The organism is Ideonella dechloratans, from assembly GCF_021049305.1.
GTDB lineage: Bacteria > Pseudomonadota > Gammaproteobacteria > Burkholderiales > Burkholderiaceae_C > Ideonella > Ideonella dechloratans.
On sequence record NZ_CP088082.1, the window covers coordinates 597,370 to 617,575 of the forward strand.

28 protein-coding genes are annotated in these 20,206 nt (G+C 66.3%); all 28 read right to left on the bottom strand.

Annotation, left to right across the window (positions count from 1 at the left end; translation table 11 throughout):
* Positions 1–39: 39 nt before the first annotated feature.
* Entirely contained in the window at positions 40–639 is a 600-nt protein-coding gene (locus tag LRM40_RS20735) for a hypothetical protein (protein ID WP_168734232.1), read from the bottom strand.
* Complete coding sequence (locus tag LRM40_RS20740; protein ID WP_151124946.1) at positions 639–1,130, bottom strand: glycoside hydrolase family 108 protein; 492 nt, start codon at positions 1,128–1,130, stop codon at positions 639–641. Before LRM40_RS20740 ends, LRM40_RS20735 begins: the two co-directional genes overlap by 1 nt.
* Entirely contained in the window at positions 1,130–1,405 is a 276-nt protein-coding gene (locus LRM40_RS20745; protein WP_087778471.1) for a hypothetical protein, read from the bottom strand. The genes LRM40_RS20740 and LRM40_RS20745 overlap by 1 nt, the downstream gene beginning before the upstream one ends.
* Positions 1,405–1,629, bottom strand: a complete 225-nt coding sequence (locus LRM40_RS20750) for a hypothetical protein (protein ID WP_087778473.1) — start codon at positions 1,627–1,629, stop codon at positions 1,405–1,407. The genes LRM40_RS20745 and LRM40_RS20750 overlap by 1 nt, the downstream gene beginning before the upstream one ends.
* Complete coding sequence (locus tag LRM40_RS20755) at positions 1,613–2,398, bottom strand: hypothetical protein (RefSeq protein WP_151124945.1); 786 nt, start codon at positions 2,396–2,398, stop codon at positions 1,613–1,615. Before LRM40_RS20755 ends, LRM40_RS20750 begins: the two co-directional genes overlap by 17 nt.
* A 12-nt stretch (positions 2,399–2,410) precedes the next feature.
* Positions 2,411–3,223 carry a hypothetical protein gene (locus tag LRM40_RS20760; RefSeq protein WP_151124944.1) on the bottom strand — a complete coding sequence of 271 codons (813 nt, stop codon included), beginning with the start codon at positions 3,221–3,223 and terminating at the stop codon, positions 2,411–2,413.
* A gap of 61 nt (positions 3,224–3,284) precedes the next feature.
* Positions 3,285–3,959 (bottom strand): hypothetical protein, encoded by a 675-nt coding sequence (locus tag LRM40_RS20765; protein WP_151124943.1) that lies wholly within the window; start codon positions 3,957–3,959, stop codon positions 3,285–3,287.
* Positions 3,960–3,983: 24 nt separating this feature from the next.
* Positions 3,984–5,648: a hypothetical protein gene (locus tag LRM40_RS20770; RefSeq protein ID WP_151124942.1), complete on the bottom strand. Its 1,665-nt coding sequence runs from the start codon at positions 5,646–5,648 to the stop codon at positions 3,984–3,986.
* A 15-nt stretch (positions 5,649–5,663) separates the two neighbouring features.
* Positions 5,664–6,194, bottom strand: coding sequence for a HeH/LEM domain-containing protein (locus tag LRM40_RS20775; protein WP_087778482.1), 531 nt, complete (start codon positions 6,192–6,194; stop codon positions 5,664–5,666).
* Between the two features lie 15 nt (positions 6,195–6,209).
* Positions 6,210–7,892 (bottom strand): hypothetical protein, encoded by a 1,683-nt coding sequence (locus LRM40_RS20780; protein WP_087778484.1) that lies wholly within the window; start codon positions 7,890–7,892, stop codon positions 6,210–6,212.
* Positions 7,893–8,181: 289 nt separating this feature from the next.
* Entirely contained in the window at positions 8,182–8,727 is a 546-nt protein-coding gene (locus LRM40_RS20785; RefSeq protein ID WP_105812226.1) for a hypothetical protein, read from the bottom strand.
* A gap of 3 nt (positions 8,728–8,730) precedes the next feature.
* Positions 8,731–9,822, bottom strand: coding sequence for a hypothetical protein (locus tag LRM40_RS20790; RefSeq protein WP_151124941.1), 1,092 nt, complete (start codon positions 9,820–9,822; stop codon positions 8,731–8,733).
* 2 nt (positions 9,823–9,824) lie between these two features.
* Positions 9,825–10,163 (bottom strand): hypothetical protein, encoded by a 339-nt coding sequence (locus LRM40_RS20795; RefSeq protein ID WP_087778490.1) that lies wholly within the window; start codon positions 10,161–10,163, stop codon positions 9,825–9,827.
* A gap of 9 nt (positions 10,164–10,172) precedes the next feature.
* Positions 10,173–10,661 (bottom strand): hypothetical protein, encoded by a 489-nt coding sequence (locus tag LRM40_RS20800; RefSeq protein WP_151124940.1) that lies wholly within the window; start codon positions 10,659–10,661, stop codon positions 10,173–10,175.
* Positions 10,658–11,443 (bottom strand): hypothetical protein, encoded by a 786-nt coding sequence (locus tag LRM40_RS20805; protein ID WP_211373023.1) that lies wholly within the window; start codon positions 11,441–11,443, stop codon positions 10,658–10,660. The genes LRM40_RS20800 and LRM40_RS20805 overlap by 4 nt, the downstream gene beginning before the upstream one ends.
* 6 nt (positions 11,444–11,449) lie before the next feature.
* Positions 11,450–12,277 (bottom strand): hypothetical protein, encoded by an 828-nt coding sequence (locus LRM40_RS20810; RefSeq protein WP_151124939.1) that lies wholly within the window; start codon positions 12,275–12,277, stop codon positions 11,450–11,452.
* 76 nt (positions 12,278–12,353) lie between these two features.
* Positions 12,354–13,928, bottom strand: a complete 1,575-nt coding sequence (locus tag LRM40_RS20815) for a hypothetical protein (protein WP_087778495.1) — start codon at positions 13,926–13,928, stop codon at positions 12,354–12,356.
* Entirely contained in the window at positions 13,925–14,782 is an 858-nt protein-coding gene (locus LRM40_RS20820; RefSeq protein ID WP_105812223.1) for a hypothetical protein, read from the bottom strand. Before LRM40_RS20820 ends, LRM40_RS20815 begins: the two co-directional genes overlap by 4 nt.
* Positions 14,779–16,017 (bottom strand): terminase small subunit, encoded by a 1,239-nt coding sequence (locus tag LRM40_RS20825; protein ID WP_151124938.1) that lies wholly within the window; start codon positions 16,015–16,017, stop codon positions 14,779–14,781. The genes LRM40_RS20820 and LRM40_RS20825 overlap by 4 nt, the downstream gene beginning before the upstream one ends.
* A gap of 19 nt (positions 16,018–16,036) precedes the next feature.
* Positions 16,037–16,657 carry a helix-turn-helix domain-containing protein gene (locus LRM40_RS20830; protein ID WP_087778502.1) on the bottom strand — a complete coding sequence of 207 codons (621 nt, stop codon included), beginning with the start codon at positions 16,655–16,657 and terminating at the stop codon, positions 16,037–16,039.
* 3 nt (positions 16,658–16,660) lie between these two features.
* The gene (locus LRM40_RS20835) at positions 16,661–16,963 is read right to left on the bottom strand and encodes a PDDEXK family nuclease (protein WP_087778750.1); all 303 of its coding nucleotides are present in this window, start codon (positions 16,961–16,963) and stop codon (positions 16,661–16,663) included.
* Positions 16,964–17,109: 146 nt separating this feature from the next.
* Positions 17,110–17,334, bottom strand: a complete 225-nt coding sequence (locus tag LRM40_RS20840) for a hypothetical protein (RefSeq protein ID WP_087778503.1) — start codon at positions 17,332–17,334, stop codon at positions 17,110–17,112.
* Positions 17,325–17,627, bottom strand: a complete 303-nt coding sequence (locus LRM40_RS20845; RefSeq protein ID WP_087778505.1) for a Ref family recombination enhancement nuclease — start codon at positions 17,625–17,627, stop codon at positions 17,325–17,327. The genes LRM40_RS20840 and LRM40_RS20845 overlap by 10 nt, the downstream gene beginning before the upstream one ends.
* Positions 17,624–18,085: a DUF1367 family protein gene (locus LRM40_RS20850; protein WP_170288916.1), complete on the bottom strand. Its 462-nt coding sequence runs from the start codon at positions 18,083–18,085 to the stop codon at positions 17,624–17,626. The genes LRM40_RS20845 and LRM40_RS20850 overlap by 4 nt, the downstream gene beginning before the upstream one ends.
* Before the next feature lie 8 nt (positions 18,086–18,093).
* Positions 18,094–18,591 (bottom strand): HNH endonuclease, encoded by a 498-nt coding sequence (locus LRM40_RS20855; RefSeq protein WP_151124936.1) that lies wholly within the window; start codon positions 18,589–18,591, stop codon positions 18,094–18,096.
* The gene (locus LRM40_RS20860) at positions 18,588–19,298 is read right to left on the bottom strand and encodes a DUF1367 family protein (protein ID WP_151124935.1); all 711 of its coding nucleotides are present in this window, start codon (positions 19,296–19,298) and stop codon (positions 18,588–18,590) included. Before LRM40_RS20860 ends, LRM40_RS20855 begins: the two co-directional genes overlap by 4 nt.
* Positions 19,298–19,423 (bottom strand): hypothetical protein, encoded by a 126-nt coding sequence (locus LRM40_RS21410; RefSeq protein ID WP_255407764.1) that lies wholly within the window; start codon positions 19,421–19,423, stop codon positions 19,298–19,300. The genes LRM40_RS20860 and LRM40_RS21410 overlap by 1 nt, the downstream gene beginning before the upstream one ends.
* Positions 19,420–20,202: an ATP-binding protein gene (locus LRM40_RS20865; RefSeq protein ID WP_170288915.1), complete on the bottom strand. Its 783-nt coding sequence runs from the start codon at positions 20,200–20,202 to the stop codon at positions 19,420–19,422. The genes LRM40_RS21410 and LRM40_RS20865 overlap by 4 nt, the downstream gene beginning before the upstream one ends.
* Positions 20,203–20,206: the final 4 nt, after the last annotated feature.

Consider the following 20,206-nt stretch of genomic DNA (forward strand, 5'->3'; position numbering starts at 1 on the left):
TTCCGGCTGCCGGCAGGGTTCGGCGCCGGATTTCCCCTGTTACTTCTGGCCCGGCGAGTCCGCCGTCACCGTGCCCGGCGTCACCGCGAACTGGCGCACCTCGGCGTTGGCGCGCTGCGTCTCGCCGGTGGTGCCGAACCAGAACGCCAACACTTGCTTCAGCTCGTTGAACCAGTAGCCGACGATGGTGCCGATGGTCAGGCTGGCGGTGGCATCGCGCAGCAGCGTGTCGGCCATGCCGGAGAAAACGAAAAACACGATGCCGCCGGCGCCGAGCAGCAGCAGGACGGTGATGGACGGGCGCACCCAGTCCTTGGGCTGCTGGGCCGCGAGCTTGCGCGCGCTGTCGCGGTCGGCCGCTTCGGCGGCGTACTGCGCGGCGGCGGCCTGGAGCCGGTTCTGTTCGGCGCTCACCGCGAGCTGCTGGAGCTGCACCTTGGAATTGACCTCCAGCTCCTTGAGCTTGACGGCTGCGTTCGGGTCGCCCAGCAACGCGGTGGAAACCGCGTCCGGCGTGGCGTCCGTGCCCAGCGCCGTTGCAACGAGGCCACCCACGGCGGCGCCGGCCGGCCCGCCCAGGATTCCGCCCAGAATGGGGGCCGCCTTACCGACGACCCCGGCAACGTCTTTCCAGTCCATTACGCATCCTCCGCCGCATATTTCAGGTTGCCCACCACGCGCCGCGCCCAGCCCTTGCCGAACGTCGGCCAGGTCGAGAGCTTCGTGTAGAAGTCCAGGCGCTCGGCGTTGAAGCGCGCCAGAACGTCCGTCACGGACATGGCACGAACCGCTGCGAGCGTCACCGGGCCAACCGCGCCATCGTCAGCCACGCCCACGGCGCGCTGAAGGAAGCGGATGGCCTGGCCGATTCCGTGATTCACGGCGGCGTCGAACACCTGGAAGGCGATAGCGCCGTCGTACTGCTCCGCCTTGGCGCGGCCCCAGTAGGCCGTCCGGTAGATTTCCTTGGCTTGGTCGCGCGTCAAGTCGCGCATGGAGCCGGTGTAGCCGGCCTCGCGCGCGGTGCGCAGCGTGACGCCCCAGTTTGTTTCGCCGCCGGGGTCTTCCGGGTGGTTCACGTACCCCCCCTCGTGCCCGATCAGGCGCTCGAAAGCAATGTCGAAGTTCATCATTTCCCCCCAGAAATGTTCGAGACGATCCCGGCCCACACCGCAGCGGCCAGTGCCGCCGCCACCACGCCGATGAATGCCAGGGTTCCGTGGTCGGCGATCTTGCGCAGCTTCCTGCCGAAGCGAAGATCAGCACGGAATTCCTCGACGCTCTCCGGCCTATCGACATCGACGCCAAGAATGGCGAAGACTTTCTTCACCGCACGATCTGCCGCTTCAGCCGAAACCGTCTCAGGAGACAAGCAGTGCTCGTCATACTTGGATTTCTCGGTCATCAGCGAGTCCTCGCAATGGTCTTAGCGACAATGCCGCAGGCGCGGATAACGTCGTTAAGTCGGTTCACAATTGCCGCCTGCGTTTTCAATTCGGACTCCCTTCCTTTTTTCCAGTCGTCGAACGGCTTGCCCTCAAAGAATTTCCTGACCGTGCTGGGCTGCATCTGCATGGCGTCGGCCAGGGATGTCGAGGAATATAGGGTGAGGCTAGAGGCCAGATTCATCAGGTTTTCCGACCAGTTCGCGCGCCATTCGAGAGAGGCAGGTATGAACCGGAAATCGGGCCGGCGGCAGGTTCGCTGCCGCCCCTCCTTTGGGCATCGCCACGATGCCGTCCTCGCTGAACTCGGTCTTGAACAGGTGGTGCAGCTTCTCGCGGCCGGCGAAGTAGAGCGCCATCAGCGCGGAGAAGTCGCTTTCGGGGAAGGCGCCCATGATCTTCATGCGCGCCACCATGAACTCGTCGAAGGCGCCCTCGGCCATGTCAGCGTCCGGCACGCTCTCACCCGAGCGCACCATCTGCGCGGCCATCGCGCCCAGAATCCAATGCAGGCGGCCGGACAGCGGCTTGCCCGAGGCATCCTGCACCTCGCCGGTCATACGCTCGATGGACTCGGCCATCGCGCCGGTCAGGTGCCGGATGTGCCAGGTGTCGCCGCCAACCTCGCCCACCTCGATCTGCGGGGCCTGAGTCTGGATGTCGGCCGCGCCGTCCAGGTAGTCCGAATAATGGCCCTCGCCCAGGGCGAAGTCGGGGCCGTCCTCGGCCGTCGCGGCCAGGTAGTGCGCCACGGCCAACATGCGCTCTTGCACCGTCCAGGCGGCGGGGTCGTCGATGCCCTGCGCAGACGCCACCGCCGCGCGCAGGAAGGCCGTGCAGGATGCTTCCTCCAGGTGCGTCGGCATCGACGCGATGGCGACGGACTCGGTGATGGACAGCTCGCGCAGTTGCACCGTCAGGCGGCGCGTGCGCAGCAGTGGAAAGTGAATCATCGTCTGGTGCTCCTACATGGAAACGATGGCCGCATTACTCCAGTCCTTGCGGTCGAGCGCGGTCAGCGTGCAGAGGGTCATGGGAACGGCGAGCTGGACGAACCGCCCGCTGGCATCCACGGGGGAATTGAGGGGCATGCCGATGGACTCGATCACCAGGGGCGAGAAGATGCGGCCCTTGTATTTCAGGGCAACCCGCGTGGGCGCCTTCGAGGGCATCAGGGCCTCGACATAGCCCATGTCGCCCTTGGCCGTCTCGGCCGCGCGCGCGAGCACGGAGCCGTCCTTGGACAGCTCGATGGGCAAGGCCCACTCCATCAGCTTGTTGAACGGCGCCTCGACTTCGCTGGCGGAATCGCGCCATGCCCGGAACAGCGCAGTCACCGTGATCTTGACGGGCGGCATCCCGTTGAACACCTGCGTGCTGTTCAGCTTCGTGATGCCGGTGCGTCCCTCGAACTGCTTAAGGAACTCGTTGGACTTCTGCTGCGCGGAGCCTTCCTTGGACTTGCCCATGAGAGCATCGACTACGGGCTGGAGCGCACCGGATTGCAGCATCGCCATCAGCGCCGGGGCCTTCGACTCCGGGCCGGCTTGCTCGAACGGGCTTTGCCAGTTGAGCACCATCTCCAGATTGGCGTCGGTCAGCGGCGCCATGACCGCGATAGGGTCGGTCTTGCCCTCGATGCGATCCCAGGCGTCATCGCCCGTCTTCGCCACCTCGTAGAAGGTGGCGATCAGGTGCGGGGAAAGCCCGTCCCAGATGGAAGTCAGGGCGTTCGCGCCCAGCGTGGCCGCTTGGCCGATGGATGGAATGGTTGCCATAGAAAAAAATGGCGCCGCCGGCGGTAGCACAGCGGCGCCCAAGTCCCCCTCGGAGCAGCGGTTACAGGCCGGCCTTGCGGCGCAGTCGCATGGACTTCAGGCGGCGCATCATGGCGCCGGCGGAGTGGCTTTTCATGCGGGCCTTGCGGATGGCGACTTTCTGCTTGGCCGACAGGCGCACGGTGCCGGAGATGCGCTTGTTGATGCGCACCTTCTTGCCGTTGCGCACGGCCACCGTCTTGCGATACACCGCATCGAGGGCCGGCGCGTTGTCGTCGTCCGAAAACACGAAGCTGTCGATTTCGGCGCTGGCCGCGTCGTCGCCATCGGGCAGCACCGAAGCCACCAGGTCGCGCACGCGGTCGGCCGCGTCGTCGTCCCAGTCGTTCAGCAGCGCACCAGCGTCTTCCTCGGTGACGCCAGCCTTGACCAGGTAGTCCCAGGCCGCGTTGAGCGCCACTTCCAGCACGCCCTGTTCGTCCTCGGTGACATCGCCGTCGTGGTTGGCGTCGGCGATGCCCACGAACATCGCCATCAGGCGGCCGGCGTAGCTTTCGCCGTCGTCCAGGTCGTCGGTTTCCGCCCACTGCTGAACGACCGCGATGGCCGACAGCTTGATGTCGCGGAGGGTGTAGTCGTCGGCGCCGGACAGCGCCGGCTCGTCGCCGGTCGAGTCCAGCACCTTGACGGGTTCGCGGCGCTTCATCGCCCCGCGCAACAGTTCGCTCATGCTCATGTTGATGTCCTTCTCGGTGATGGGTTACTTGGTCAGCGTCTGGGTGACGAAGGTCTGGCGGTTCGTGCCGTCGTAGCGGAGCCAGTACGACACGTCCATCGCGTCGTAGGGGCGTTGCTCGTTCGGGCGCACGTCGTAGGCCCAGGCCGCACCGTTCATCTGCGGGTCGTTGGACGGCACCAGCCAGCCGGACGCCTGCGCACCCTCGAACAGGGTGGTCAGGAAGTCCCGCATCTTCTTCACGGACACGTCCATCGGAAGTTGCAGGAAGTCCTTGGCCGCGCGCGTCACGGACTCGTCGATGCTGGTGGACATATCCGCCACCGCGATCAGCTTCTTCAGGCTCGACTCGACCAGCGCGCAGGTCAGCGAATCGCGGAACACGTAGCGGCCGCCGCCGGTGTACGTCTCGTAGATCACCGGGTTGATCTTCGCGCGCGCCAGCAGGTTGAGTTCCTGATTGGTCGGCGAGTAGGTCTGCACGATGCGCGTGCGCTGGAGCGGCCATTCCCGGCCCGCGATGGGGTAGTTCTTCGGCGCGAAGCCCTTGGCGTTCTTCTGGGCGTTGCGGCCGCAGCCGTAGGCGATGTTCAGCGTCTCGGTGCCGAAGTAGCCGTGCGGATTGATGCCGGTCGGGTCGTCGGACTTCAGCGGCGCCCAGAATGCGTGCATCAGGTGCGCGGTCTGGCTGGCGCCCATATTGAGCTGATTCACGAACGCGACGGCCGCCTCCGGCGCCAGGTTGCCCGGAATGCCGAAACGGAGCTGGCGGTTCGTGTCGAACGCGAGCTGGGCGAGCTGCGCCAGCAAGGCCGGGGCCTGCGTGCCACCGGACGAGATGTAGGCGTAGTCGAACTGCGTGTATTGCAGCTTGTCGCGCGCCGCCATGTAGTCCTGGGTGGTGTAGGCCGTGCCGCCCTCGACGAAGCACACCAACGTGCCGGACTTCGCCCACTTCTGCTGCCCGTTGGTGTCGTAGCCGTAGGCCACGGAATCGGAGTCGATCACAGCCGAGGCGCCGGTGACGCCCGTGGTGATTTCCACCGCGTCGGTCTGCGCCAGGGCCACGTCGGGCAGGTAGGCCGAGTTGCCGTAATCGTCCTTGGCGTCGCTTTTCAGCGAACCGTAGAACTCGTACAGCAGGTTGCCGTCCTTGTCCCGCAGGCGCAGGGTCAGCTTGTCATTGTCGGCCGGCAGGCCGCCAGAGGTGACTTCCTCGGCGCGGAACTCCAGCACGATGCCGTCGTTGAAGCACTCCAGGTGCTTGACGGCGAACAGATACGGCGTGGCCGGCAGGTTTTCGGACACGGTGAAGGTGAAATTGCCGGTCGGAACCGGGGGTTCATCCTCGCTCATCTCCGCTGCCACCACGGCGTACTTGATGACGGCAGCCGACGTGCTCAGACGCTGGACGATGGCTTGATAGGCGCCCTTGTTCAGGGCCTCCACCACATGCACCCACGCCTCGTTCAGCGCAGACAGGCGCACCTGCTCGCCGCTACCCAGCTTCTTGAACACGTTGCCGCGATCAACGGCGAACGGCTTGTCGATGCGGCCACGGGTAGCCCGCATCATGATGCCGAACACCTGATCGGAATTGTCGGTGGTCGGGATTTCGGAGTTGTCGCGCAGCGGGTTGAGCTGCACGCCGGATTCCGAACCCAGTTGTCGCACGAAAGCGGTACTCATGGCCTCTCCCCTCGATTAAGCGTTCGCGGCGCCGGTGTCGGCAGCGCCTTCCGTGCCGTCGCCAGCGTCGGCGGGCGCGGCATCCAGCAGCGCAGCCAGGTCGGCCTTCTTGGCGTTGGCCGCGAACTCGATGCCCTTGGCCTTCAGCGCGTCCTTGAGCTGGTCGTAGGTCAGGCCATCGGACGGCTTCTTGGCGGTTTCGGTGCTGTCGCCAGTGGGCGCGCCAGCGTCGGCGGCGGCCTCGGCCGCTTCCGAGATGGTCAGCGCCAACTCGCAGCGGCTCAGTTCGGCGATCTGCTCGACGCTCGACGCCAGGCGCTGGAACAGGTCGTGATCGGCGATCACCACCGTCTTCCGGCTGTCCTTGGGATTGGCGACGTGGCGAAGGAACAGGCCCTCGACCTCGGGAAACACCACGTCCTGGGGCATGTGGTTCTGCACCACCACCTTCAGGGGATACGCGGCATCGGCGAAAACCTCGGCTACGAGGTCGTTGGCGTCCTTCCCGGTCAGGGAAGGAGCGCCCAGTTCAACAGTGCGGGTCATGGCTCCATCCGTCCTTTACATGTTGGTGACGTTGATGAGGGCGAAGCCGCGAGCCGACGGGTCGTGCGGATTCACGGCGGTGAAGTTGCGGGCGTAGAAGCCGGCGCCCTGGCGCAGGTCGGCATTGACGGCCAGCGGGATGACGGTCGGCGGCACGGCGTCGCCCAGCACCACGGGGTTGCGCGTCACATCGGTGGCGCGGCCCACGGCGAGAATCTGGGCGCTGGTCGCGGTTTCGTTCAGGCCCTTCGGCGTGTAGTACACGTCGTACTGGCCGAACAGGCGGCCCAGACGATAGATGCCGGGGCGCGGGGCAATGCCCGAGGGCTGGAACAGCGTGCTGGGCAGGCCCAGGAACTGCGCGGCCACGCGCTTGGTGACGTACAGATGGGTGACACCGTGGTTCATGGTGTCCTCGGCCATCTTCTGCGACACGACACTCAGCGGGTAGGCCAGCTCGGGCCACACGCCGAAGCGGCCGCTATCGACGTGCGCCTGCGCGGCGCCGAAGTCGAAGGTCGCGGTGTTCAGCGCGGCCAGACGAACGCCCTTGCGCAGCACGTCGTAGTGGCGCTCGTTGGCGAACTGAGCCTGGATGGCAATCACGCTTTCGCTGTACGGGTCGAGGCCCAGTTCGTTCGCCATCTGGGTGCGGCTGTCGATGGTCTGGTGCGTGGTGACGCGCCAGGGCTTGGCGAACAGCGAGAAGGTATTGACCGCCGAGATGATCGTCGGGGTCAGCTCGGGCGCACGCTCGAAGTCGATGAAGCCTTCGACCACCACGGGCACGGTAGCCGGCAGCGCGGGGGTCGTGGTCAGCGAGTAAGCGCCGGTGTCGGTATTGATCGTGCCGCCGATGGCATAGCTGGTGCCGCCGACATTGATGGTGCCGGACACGGCCGAGTTGCCGCTACCAGCGGAATCGACCTCGCGGGCAGCCACGCGGCCATCCACATAGACGATGGAGCGGCCACGCAGCAGCTTCAGGTTGGCGGCGTTCTGGTCGCAGGTGTCGGCGGTAGCCTGGATGGCGGTAATCTTGCCCGTTACCGCGCCAGGGGTGGCGTCGCCCGAGCCGGCCGGCATGGAGGTATGCACGCGGCTGGAGCTGATGTAGGTGTCGCCGGAATCGACGCCATCCAGCAGCGCGCCTTGCGCATAGGCGCCGAACTCGCTGCCGGCTTGGTGCGTCATGATCGCCAAGCGCGCCTCGTTGGAGCCGATGTCCGCCGGCAGGTAGTGCGCGAACGGGATGGCTTCGCCCAGGGCAGCCAGAATCGCCACCACGGCGCGGTTCGGTTGCAGCGAAATCTGGTCGTGGTGCGCCGAGGTCGCCGAGTCCAGACTGAACTTGCGGCGGGCGGCTTCGGTCGTGGCGTAGGCCGAGTGCAGCGCCAGCTCGATCACGTCGGCCGGGGCCGGGGTGCCGTGCTGGGCCTCATAGACGGAAACACCGTCCAGAACGGCGCGAGTAACGAGAGCGGCCGCATCGTCGCCCTTCGCCTCGTCCAGCACGGTCTGGAGGGTGTCGGGCACCTTGACGCCCGTGTTCTGGCTGGTGGCCGTCGCCAGGAAATCGGCGGCGGCGGCAGAATCGAAGGTGCCGCCCTTGGTGGCGTTGTCCTTCAGAGAATCGACGAATTGGGCTACTTCGGCAGTCTCGCGCTTGAAGTAATCCTGATGGATTCGCTTGGTCATGGTTTCGTGTCCTTTCGGAGAAGTTCAAACACTGGAACGCCGGCTGGTAGCCGACTGCCAGCTATTCTCAAAGGCTCACGAACTCGCCAGACGGCGCTTTTTCCGGGTTTGCTATCCGCCCGCGCTGGGCTACGAAGGGAGTCTTTCGCCGCTCTCGAACGCCTCGCGCCCATCCATCGCGCGATGCACGATCAGGCCCGGCTCGTCATCGTCGGCAACGGGATGGCACCAACACGACAGGCTGGCCTCGTGCTCTCGGAAGTCGCCCAGAGGGATGACGTGGATGCGATCAGGGTTCATCCGGCGCGCCGCCATCGTCTTCGGGGTCTTCCACCGGCCCGGCGGGCTGGTGCAGGTCGTCGCGGCGGTTGGTGATGTACCGCGTAGTGAATGGGGGGATGTTGGACGTGGTTTCCGTGCCCACAATCTCGAAAGCCAAGCGCGGCGCGTCCGGGCCGGTGCCCAGCAGCAGATACATCACGTCATGGTTGCGAACGTCGAACCAGTCCGGGTGCCCGGACGGCTCTTCCGGCTCGATCAGGAACCGGAACTCGTCGCCGGCGTAGATGTTGGCGTCCCCACGCTTGACCATAGGCGCGGGTGCGAAGCCCTCGGCCGGCATGGCGAAGCCGTTGCCCAGGAAGGCGTACTCGAACTGCTCTTCATCCATCGAATCCAGCACGCCCAGGCCGCCCATCGTGGGCGCGCCCGCGACGGTATCCGGGGCTGTGCGGGTGATGGTCTTGCGGAATACCTGGACGGAGTAGGTGTTCGGGTGGTTCATGACCACGTTGCGGGTCATGCGGTTGATGGCCTCGGGCACGTTGTTCAGCATCGGCTACCCCTTACTGGTCTTGGCCTGGGCGGCCAGAATCGCCATGACCTGCTCGGGAGACAGGCCGAACTGTTTGCCCAGTGTCTCGGCGGCGGTCTTGGAAGCGCGGCGCGACGCCGGCGCGATCTTCTTGGGCGGCTTGGTTGCCGCCTCCTTCGCGGCGCGGGCGATCGCGGCTTTCTCCCGCACCTTCCGGGCCTCGGCGGCGCGCTGCTCGCTGGTCTTGATGCGCGTTGGCGTCTTCTGCTGGACGGCTTCCTCGGCCTCCATCTGGGCAAGCTGGGTGCGGGCCTTATATTCGGACACGCTCGCCAGGTGCTTTTCGAGGAAGGCCAGGACGGCATTCGACGATTCCAGCTCGGACATGACCCGCAGGACGTGCTTGCAAGCCACGCCCATCAGCTCCGGGTTCCTGATCTTCGGGTAGCCCGTTTCCTTCCGGCCGGCGGCAAACCCGCCGATGGTGGCGACGTACCGGAAGAAGTAGCGGTGCCGCTCGCAGTCGCAGTCAAAGGACAGCTTCTGCTTGCGCAGCCAGTTGGCGATCTGCTTGGGGGTCTTGCCGCCCTTGCCGTCGTTCGGCGTGGCCGCCAGTTGCGCGGCGGCCGTCTCGAACTCGTGCAGATTCACCACGACATGGTGCCGTCTCACCTTGGAGTCCGGGCCGGCGTTGGTGATGAAGCGGATGGTGCCGTTGATCGCCGACACTGGCACACCCATCGTGATTTCCCGCCGGGCCTTGTCGATGTCGCTGGCCGGCTGGCCGGGCGAGACATACCGCAGCGGAGTCCCCGATGCCAGGTCAATCACCTGGCGAGCGGTGATGCCCTTGCCGCCCTTGAACCGGCTCTCGGCCTGCCTCATGTTGTGGCGGAACGTCGCCATGTCTTCGGCGGTGATGGGCCGGGCTTGGCCGCCCAGCGTCGTGAAGAGCACGCGGCTGGCATCCCACTCGCCGCGCACCTCGCGCTCGGTCAGGATGATGTTCTTGTCGGCAGGCGCCTTCCCGGCCGCCTCGCGCTCCCTGCGGTCGGTGTCGAAACGTCCCTTGGCCTCGCCGACGTGCCCGCGAACCCTTCCAAGCCAGTCCGCCATGCCTACACCTCCGCCCAGGCGGGCGCGTAGTCTTCGCGCAGGTCGTCGATGGACTCGAAACCGGCCCGGCGCTTGATGTCGATGAGCTGCCCCTCGTTGGGGAGCACGATGCGCTTCTGCGGCAGAGGCTGATCGACCGTATCCAGGCCGGCGGCAGCCATCACGGCCAGGAACTCGTCACGCCGGCCATAGACGCGCTGGGAAACCAGCGTCAGGTCGTACATCTCGTCCGGCTTCGTCTCGTAGAAGATCGCCGTGGTGTCCCAGGGTTTGGTGTTCTCCGCGAACTTGCGCACCTCGCGGTAGAAGGATTTGGCGGCGCGGGTGTCCTTGTCGAGCATGGCCGGCCCTCAGATGGTCATGATGCCGCCGCCCAGCAGGTGGCGGAACGATTCGGCCAGCTTGACGGTGCGCTCCACGGTGTCGTAGCGGGTCGCGTGCAGGCACGTCGCCAGCGCCGCGATCTGGCCGCAGGAGATACCCTCGGCCACCCGGTACTTGGGGCCGCTGGTGTCGATACCGTCGCGCTCAATGGCTTGTTCGGGGTTCGCGCGCGCGGCGCGGTCAGCAAACACCAGCCGGGCACTCTTGCCGTCAGCCGCCACGCCGGCCTTGAGGGAGTAGAAGGCGGCAATGCCCGGCATCAGGTCGGAATCGGTGAAAAGCCCGTCGCGGGCGATGTCCGGCACATTGGTCAGGACGATGCAGCCCTCGCGGCGCTCGGCCCGATAGTCGGCCTCGGCGCCAACCACCAGCACGCGCGCGTCGGGGTCATAGACCGAGAACAGCGAGCACGGACGGCCGCCGTACCCGGTAAAGGTGGCCTGAATCTGGATCACGGCGCGCCCCCATCGTCGGCGGACACCTCGTAGGGCCGGATTTCGGCCTTGCCGCCCTGGTCGCCGGCCTCGGCGCTATCCACGCTCACGGTCTGCACCAGCGGATACCCGGCAGGGTCGTCCGTGCCAGGCTCGCCCTTGCCGTCGTTCGGCTCGCCCTCCTTGGGCGCATCGAACAGCGGGATTTCCGCGCGCAGGGTCATGTCGATGGCGAGGATGGTCAGGTTCTTCGCGTCGGTCTGGATGGACATGGCCGGGGCGTCCGGGGATTCGATCTGCACCGGCCAAGCTGTATCCAGCCCAGCGAAGCGGTAGGACGCCTCGAACCGGCGGTTCTCCGTCTCGTCGAGGAACAGCAGGAACTGCGCCGCCAAGGAGTGCGCCGACGGCTCATCCGTGGCGAACACCACGACCTGCGCGCGCACGTCGCCCGCCACGGCACGCAGGCCGAACAGCCGCTCCTTGGGGTCATCGGGAATCATGACCATCTGGCGGTCGGCCACCTGGCGGGTGTAGTCGCGCCCGGTCGGCGTGTAGTCCTTCGCCACGGCCACGATGATCGCGGGCAACTCGGGCGGCGTCGTGGGCGCGTTCTCCAAGTCGGAGCGCAGCCACAGGGACAGCATTTCCTCCGCCGCGTCGATCATGCGCGCCGGCGCCCAGGCGATGGCCTTGGCGAGCGGGCGCGCGACAAAGCCCTCTAGGGGCTTCGTGGTCGGCACGATGGAAGCGAAGTAGCGGCCCATGAACTGGCCGAGGGCGATCTTGACGGGCTGGAGCATGGGCGCTTACCGGCGGAGGAACTGGCCGAGCAAGCGGCCGTACAGGGGCACATGCTCGGCCGGGTCGGCGTTGCTTTGCGGCTCGACGAACTGCGGCAGGGACGCGGCGCCACGGAAGGCGGCGGCATCCCGGCGCATCCGCTCCACCGGGTCGATGGAAACGGCGATGGGCGCCACGGCCACGGCGTCCAACGCCGCACCGGCGTCGATGCCCTTGGCGGCCAGCATGGACAGCAGTTGCTCGTTCTCCGCGCGCAGGTGCTCGATGACCTCGCTTGCCGTGTCGCGCTCCGCATTCGCCGAATCCAGCAGGCGCAACACGCCGCGCAGTTGCTCGTCGTAGATGGCCGCCTCGATGTCGTCCAGCGTCATGTCGCGCACGTCGTCCAGGGTGTAGCCTCGGTTCGTGGAATAGTTCGGCTCCAGCACGTAGTCGAAGCCGAAGAACTCGGGGCGGTGCTGGTCGATGGCCGAGCTGAAGCCGCCCACGCGGCCGGCGTACAGCTTCGCCGCCACCTGGCCGGGATCGTTGTTCAGGAACTCGGCCTGATGCTCGATAGTGCCGTCCGGGCTGGCGCGCAGCAGGGTCGTGACAAGGGCCGGCTCCACCAGCGACGGGCGGCCGTCGTCCAGTCCGCCCTCGGCCGGGTTCATGCCGAACTTGATGCGGGGCCAGTGCCCGTAGTAGCCAAGCATGTCGCGGTTCTTGACCCGCTCTTGGCAGGCCGGGCCGTTGATGGCGTCGCAGATGGCGCGGATGTTGAAATTCCGTTCCTTGCCTCGGAACTGGCGGCCCCGCTCCCGCAGGTTGTAGGTGATGACCTTGGTTTGCATAGGAACCTCCTTCTTCGGAGGATGGTAGGAGCCGCCCAGGGGGCGAAAGCGCGCCGTTTTCCGGCCCTGGCCGTGGTCACACGTCGGCGAACAGCCCTTCGGCCTTCTCCAGCACCGTCTCGGTCAGGCTGGTGGCGACGCTGGCCGCACCACCGGCCACCATGTAGGTCGCGCCTTCCAAGAAGATGAAAGACATGGCGTCGATCATGTCGGGCGACTTGATGCCGTCGCGGCGCATGTTCTCCTTGCTCTCCATGACGTACCGCAGGCCGCCGGCCTCGCTGAAGTGGTACGGCAGCCTGGAACCCTGGTCGATGATCTTCTCGCGCAGCTTCTTGGAGATGCCCTGGGGCAGCACCACGCGGCCCTGCCGGATGGCGTCGCGGAATCGCACCATCGCGCAGGCGCGCAGGTTGTAGAACCTGGACTTGTATTCGTTCTTGAAACACGGCGCGCCCCAGTTCACGCGCGTCACCGTGGCGCCCGAACGCTCGATCAGCTTGCAGACGGTCGCGCCGACGCCGCCAGCATCCACGTACAGCGTGGCGTTGGACAGCTTGCCCACCAGATTCACCAAGTCGCCGGCCAGGTCGATTTCGTTCTTGTCGTTCGCGCAGATAGGGATTTCGATGAACTCCACCCGCCGGGCGTCCGGGCCGTGGTCGGCGTCGCCGATCACCTTGGCGACGATGGCCACCGAGTCGTCCCGGTACTCGCCCAGGGCCACGTCGGACAGCACCACCAGGCCGAAAGGCTCGTCGTCGCCGATGATCTTCCTGGGCTTGAACGCCGCCTCGATGTCGGCGCGCGTCATCAGGACGTTGCTGCTGCTCTGGGCGAACAGGCCCAGCACCCGAATCTGGTACTCGACCGAGTGCCGGCCGCCGCTCTCCGATTCCCGCTCCCGCAGCCATTTCGTCGTGACGAACGGCGACAGCTCCGAATTGAAGCGTAGCGGCAGCCAGCTCCCGCCGTTCTCGATGCTCAGGGTATGGTGGGAGTCGTAGAAGCGCCCGGCGCTGCGCGCGCCCTGGGATGCCATCAGCGTGCGGTTGCCCGGCTGGGTCTGGGTGCCGTCGATCACGTCGAAGTGCTCATCGGGCACGCCGGCGGCTTCGTCGATGATGATGAGCTGCCAGTAACGGTGCTTGCCGGCCACGCCGATGGCCTCACCCTTCTTCATAGCGATCTGGGTGATGAACCACTGCTCCGCGTACCCATTCACATGCACGCGGGTCTTGGTGATCGTGAAGAAGTCGTTTATCCAGGCGTGCGGCCCGTTGGCAATGGCGATGCGGGCATCCTGCATCTCCTTCCAGATGCCGTCGGCCACCTGCTGAATGAAGGGGGCGCCGATGTAGGTGTTGCTGCCCACCTCCACCTTGCCGTCATAGACCGCGACGGGGAAGCACAGTAGATGCCAGAGGGCGATGCGGGCGAAGCTGGCCGTCTTGCCCGTACCCGTACCGGACACCACCGACACCTTGGCGTTTGGCGCGGTGATGGACTGAAACAAGGCCATCTGGTCGGCGCTGGGCATGAAGCCCGTCACCTCCACGGCGAATCGCAGCGGGTCAGCGTGGTAACGCTCGACGAACGCCTGGTAGCGCGGGTCTTCCAGCAGGTTCCGGTTTCGGCGGCGCTTCGTCATCCCCTTGCCATCCGCGCCTCAAGGCCGCGCAGCAGCCGCGCGGCCGTCTCGCTCTTGCACCCGCCGATGCGTCGGCAGATGTCCTCGGCGGTGGGGCTGATTTCGCTGTTCTCCAGTGCCTCGTACAGCAGCTCCACCAGCTCCGCGTCGCCCGGCCCGCGCTCCGCTGGCTCCAGGGCGCCAGCCGGCCCGTCTCCCAGCTCCGGCCCAAGCACGGCCGCCAGCCACAGCAGGGAACCCAGCACCTCAAGCAGCATGGCGATCAGCACGCCGGCCCAGACGTTGAGGGCCGCCACGGGCAGCCCGGTAATCTCGGTCAGGCCGGACACCACCGGGTCAGCCGTCACGGCGGCGGCCTCCTGCCCGGATAGGGCCACGAGCTGGGCGCGCAGCTCGTTCGCGCGCTTTCCTTCGGTCAGCTCGATTTCCAGGGCGGCGCGGGCCTTGGGGTCTTTCGTTCGCGCCAGGATACCGGCCACGGTCGCGGCACTGCGGGCCTTGTTCTCGGCCAGCGCCGCCTCGATGGTGCGGCGCTGCTCCTGCACGGCACGCGCCTGGGCGGACGATGCGGCCCGGCCCTCGGCGGCCCCGTGGCTGGCATTGGCGAAGAACCAGATGTGCCCCCACAGGGCAGCCAGGAAGCACAGGCACCACACCGGCCACACGACCAGGCGCGACAGCCGGCCAAGCAGCGCGGGCATCAGATGGACAGCCAGCACGATCACGGCGGACAGGCCGGCCAGCAGCCAGCGGTCGGCCTCGGCGCCGGCGCGCTGCCAGGCGCTGGCAACGGCCATAGAGACGGCCAGGCCGGTGACGACGAACGCGAACGCGCGGGTGATGGCGGCCTTCACGGGGATTCCTCCGGCTCCGGTTCGTCCGCGCCAGGCGCTGGCGGCCCGCCCTCGTCGGCGTCAATGACGATGCCGCGCTCGGACAGTACCAGGGCCTGCCGCTCGCGCGCCTGCTGCATCTTGTCCTCGTAGAGGCGGAACAGTTCGTCACCCGACACCATGTTGATGTTCACCTCGGTTTCCTTCTCCTTGAACAGGCCCAGGGCGCGCGCCAAGTTGTCGGCGGCCTTCTCCTTGCTCATGGTTAGGACTTCGATGCCATCCCGGCCTTCCTTCACGCCGGCATAGACCAGGCGGGCGGCCGGCGACAGGTTGCGGGTGTCCGCGAAGAACACCTCCACGACGCCCTCGCCGTGGCATTCCGGGCAGTCTTCCGCCGGCGGGCGGCGCTTGTCGTACCAAGCGTCGGTGTAGGCCGGGAACTCCCCGATGTCGTCGTTCTGGTCGGCCTTCAGGCGGCGCTGGCGCTCCCGCTCATGCTTCGTTCGGGCGGCCTCCAGGCTGGACGGGGTGTATTGCCGCTGGTGGTCAGCTCCCCAGCAGTACGGGCAGCACACCCGCCGAAGCTGGGAAATCTCGTTGGCATCCAGGGTGACGACCGCCGCCCACATCCGCATCAGCTCGTCGGCGTCGATGCCCAGCCGGCGCGCGCGGGCCGAGGCCAAGGTTTCTATCGCCTCCCGCACCGAAGGTTTCTGGAGTAGCTGGTAGGCGATTTCCCCCGCGCTCTTGGCACTGTAGCCAGCCCGGATAGCTGCCTGCGTCCCGTTCCAATCCACCATGTATTCGCGGACGAAAACCTCTTGCATATCAGTCAGTTGCGCGAGGACGCCGAACTGGTCGGGGTCGCGCTCCAGGGCTTCGGCCGTGGTCAGGGGCATGGTTTCGCCCGTGCTCATGGTTTCGCTGATGGTTTCTCGCTGATGGTTTTCGGAAACCTTGGAAACCTTGCTGGTGCGCGGCGTGGCGTCGCCTTTCGGTTGGCCCTCCGCCTTCGTGCGGGCGGCCTTCTTCGGCTCCTTGGTGCCGGTCTTGGCCGGGGCCGGGGTGGCGTCATCCCCCTGGGCGGAAACCTTGGCCCAGCCATCGCGCAGCGCGGTCTTGCGCACGCCCGGCGCGGACACGGGCAAGCCCAGCTCATCGACGAGCCAGGAATACCCATCGCGCGGGTCGTGCTCCCAGTGATTTCGGACATCCGCCCATTGCTCGGGCGTCAGCTTCGGTTTTGCCGCCATATCCCACGTCTTCCCCGATCTACAGGGCCAGGCTCAGTTGATGAGTGTCGGCAGCAGCCAGGACGCACTCCACACGGAACCGCGCCATCTTGGCCTTGGCGCCTTTGGCGGCGCCGGTGGCCCGCCCTACCGTGCTCAAGAGTCGGGCGCCTCCCGGCATGTCCTCAAAGCCGGGGTTCAGCTCCATGAAGCGCGCCAGGGCCGCGCCCACGTCGTCGGTGGTGGTGAGCATCAGCGCCACGGCCTCGGACATCGCCTCCACCTTGTCATGCAATTTTTTCAGAGCCGCCATGTCCCGCTGGCGGGCTTTTTCCCAGGTGTCGAACAGCCAGGCCGAGGTTTCCCGCTCGATGCTCATGCGGGCGCCGACTTCCCAGTCATCGGTGACGCCGAACAGGAAGTCGATGCTGACCTCGTACACCTTAGCCGCGCGCAGGATGAGCCACAGGGGCACGCTGTTGGTGTCCGTTGCCCCCTCGACCTTGGACAGCTTGGACGAGTTCGAGTAGCCCAGGCGCTTCGCCGCCGCGCTCTGGGACAGGTTGCACAGCTCGCGGGCCTGCCGCATCCGGGCGCCGATGGTCTTGACCGCCGCCGCCTGTTCCATGCGCGTGTTCGCCGCCGGTTTCTTCTCTGCCATCGCCTATACCCCCTTGATCGACCAGCCGCCGCCGTCCTTCTTGGATGCCTTCTGGCACAGGAAGAACCGGAACGGGAACAATGCGGCGGCCACCTTCAGCTTCAGCCAGCCGTCCTCTCGAATGAAACCGCCCTTGGTTTCGTGAATCTCCAGCACCCCGTCCGGCAGCATCACCAGGAAGTCCGGCGTGTAGCGCGTGTTGTCGGCCAGCTTCAGGGTGATGGCCTCGTACCGCCACCAGGCCACCTCGCCGCGCAGGCGGCGTTCTTCCAGCATCCCGGCGTACTCGGCCTCGGTCTTGTTCATGGCCGGGTTCAGCTCAGGCGGGGCCACGGTGCCCACGGCCACCGGCAGCCGCTTGGCGGCGGGCTTCTGGGCCGGCTCCGCCTCGGGCGCGCGCCGCAGGTGGGCGGCCAGTTGTTCCTCGCTCCAGCGCAGGGTGTTCGCCACGGTCAGCCCTCCCCGCGCTTGTCGAGCCAGGCAGTCCGGGCCGCGCGCACGTCTGCGGCGGCCTCGCTGAACTTGTCGCACTGGCGGGGATAGACGGAAGACGGGAAGCTCGCCCGGCTCGGGGATAGCGCGCACAGGCCGAACCCCAGCCGGCCCATCGCGCCGGCGTCCTTGAGCCGGTAGTGGGCGCAGTCGATGCAGCGGACGGTCTTCTGGGCTACCGGCATCCGCCCTCCAGTCGTTCGAGGGTCAGGGCCAGCAGGTCGAGTTCGGAAAGGCCGTAGGTGCGCTCGAAGGCTCTGGTGCCCAGCCCGTGCAGGCCGGTCTTGCCCGTGTGGTGCTCAGGGCACAGGGGCACGGTCAGGTAGTTGCTGGCGCGCTGGGCGCCGCCCTGATCTTCGCGGACGTGATGAACCTGCGCCGGCGTGGCGCCCAGGCCCAGGTGATCGCACAGGATGCAGCCCAGCGCGGCCACGCGGCCCATGTGGCGCTTCTCGGCGGCGGTGGCGGCGCGCTTCATTGGTCGAACCTCATCAGCTCATTGACGACGCGCTCGACTTCTTCCTCGCTGGCGTAGCCGGCGGCCTTCAGCACGCGGTTCCACACCACGGTCAGCACAGCCCGGAACACCGTCTCGAACCGCTCATCGTCCATGCTGGAAAAGGACAGGCTTTCGGCTTCCAGCCGCAGCTCGCCGCGCACGTTGTAGACCGGCTTGTAGAACCCGGCCAGGATCGTCATGTCTTTGCGGAACCGCTCGAAGTCCTTGGCGACCGGCAGCCCCTTGTATTCCAGGGGCGTGACCGGCTCCCATGCCTCGAAGGCCAGCTTGAACAGGGCGAACGCCTTTTTCAGGAACTTGTAATTCCTGATCCGCTTGACCTCTACGAAGACCGGGGTGCCAACCTTGATCTTCCGCAGCATTTCGCCAGCATCATCTGATGCCGGGATCAATGCTCCGCTGGGCGACTTGAGCATTTCAACCCTCATGGCCCGGCCTCACCAGGAAAGTTCAGGCTGGCGAATTCACCGAAATGCTCTTTCGCTGCTGCGTCGTATTGAAGGGCCGCATCTTCCTCACTCATGAAACTCCCGAGGTTGATGCGCTCACCATTGACGATGATCTTGGCCTTCCAGCGGTTGTGAAACCTATCCCACATAACGCCCTTGTATTGCGACGTTCCACGGGCACGCTTTCGGTTCTGCTGGTTCTCAGCGACAGAGCACGACCGAAGGTTTTCCCGCTGGTTGTTCAGGCCATTGCCGTCAGCGTGATCGACCTCAACACCTTCACCGACAATCTGCCGGTGCATCCGAACGGTTGTCTTCTTCCCTCCAGGCCCGCGAACGCACCGGATGGCGTAGAACGTGCCACTGCGTTTCTCGGCAGACCATTTCCACTGGTTCAGCGCCTCGAAATCGGCGTCATCCACCATTGCGTGGGTGTCTGGGTAGCTGGGCGTGCTCACATCGATCAGCTTCATGCTGCACCGCCTTCCTGCTCTTCTGCGGCTTCGATGGCGGAAACGATGTCCTCATGAGCACAGCCGATGAGGTTTCCGATGTCGTCGGCGACATACTTGCCGAGCCCGACCAAGCGTTTAATATGGATTTCGCCGCCGCCCTTCTCGTGCAGCATTTCGATGGCCTTGAAGACGGAACTGAGCCAGTCGAGCGATTCAGTGCTGATGCTGAGGTAGGTGGCTACGTCGCGGGGCGATTGTCCGAGAACGGAACGGGCGTGTTGAAGCGGGGATTGCGCGGGCGCGCAAGTGGTCTTTGCCATGATTGGCCTCCAAGCGGTGCGGTTTGCAAAAACCGCCGCACCCAACGCCAATTGGGGGCGGCAGCTCGAACGGGTTGGCGTACCGGGCACCGCTTGCGCGAACCGGCGGAGCTTGCGCTCCCCCATCCGAGCCGCCATAACTGGAGGCACAGACAACGAAGCCGCATACTCTGCGGAAGAGAAACTGCGGCTTTCGTCGCAGCGGTGCATCGGGACGCCAATCCCGATCACGCCTTTTTTTGACGTGACGGGGGAAGTGTACCCGCAAACCTGACGCGGCGCCATAGCGCGGCGGATGGTGGCGCGCACGCCCTGGCCGGCCTTCAGCTTCTCGATCAGCGCACGGGCTTCCTCGTCGGCCGGTGCCAGCGCGCCGTTCGGAGTCTTGACCAGAACCATGTCCATCAGTCGCCCTCCCACTCGTCGCGCTCGCAGCGGTAGGCGTCGGCCAGCGAGGCCACGACAAGGCCGAACAGGCCCGCCACCAGCAGCAGGCCGCCCACGACCACCAGGAAGATCGTCTCGATCACGCCGCCCCCCCTTTGCCCCGGTGGCTTTCCCAGTCGAAATGCACCATCTGGCCGCCCCCCTCGCGCAGGCGGTCATAGGCGGCTTCGCCCAGGTAGGCACGGATTTCCTCCGGCTCCTTGTTGCTGATGACGATGGTGGGCTTCATCAGCCGGTAGCGATGGTCGATGACGTGGAACAGGTGGATTTGCTCGCCCTCGGTGCCGTACTGGCGGCCCACCTCGTCGATCACCAGAAGATCAACGTCGCCCAGCGCGCGCGTCACGTCCTGCTCGGTCTGGTCGCCCGGCTGCCGGCGCCCCCACGTCTCGCGGATGCGGCAGACGATTTCGTAGGCCGTGGCGTGCAGCGCGGTGTGGCCCTGCGCCAGCACCTGCTTCGTGATGGCGACGGCCAGATGGTTCTTCCCGGTGCCAGGGTTCCCGCGCAGGATGAGGCAGCGGCCAACCTTGAGGGCCTCGGCGAACGAATCAGCGTAGTCGCGGCAGACTTCGAGGGCCTGCACCTGGTCGGGGGCCGTCGCAGCGTAGCCATCGAACGTGCAGCCCTCGAATCGGGGCGAAATCTCGGCGCGACGCATGAGCTGGCGCACGGCCGATTGCTTCGCGCAGGCCGGGCACACATCGGGCCGCCAGCGTTCGCGCCCCTCGCTGTCCAGGCTGTTCAGCGGGTACTGGCCGTGCTGCTCGCAGGTGCCGAACACCTGACGAAAGACCGGAAGGCTCGGCGCCTTGGCGCCGGTGTCGGGGGCCTTGTGGCGCTCCCCCAGGCTGGCAGGCAAAAGG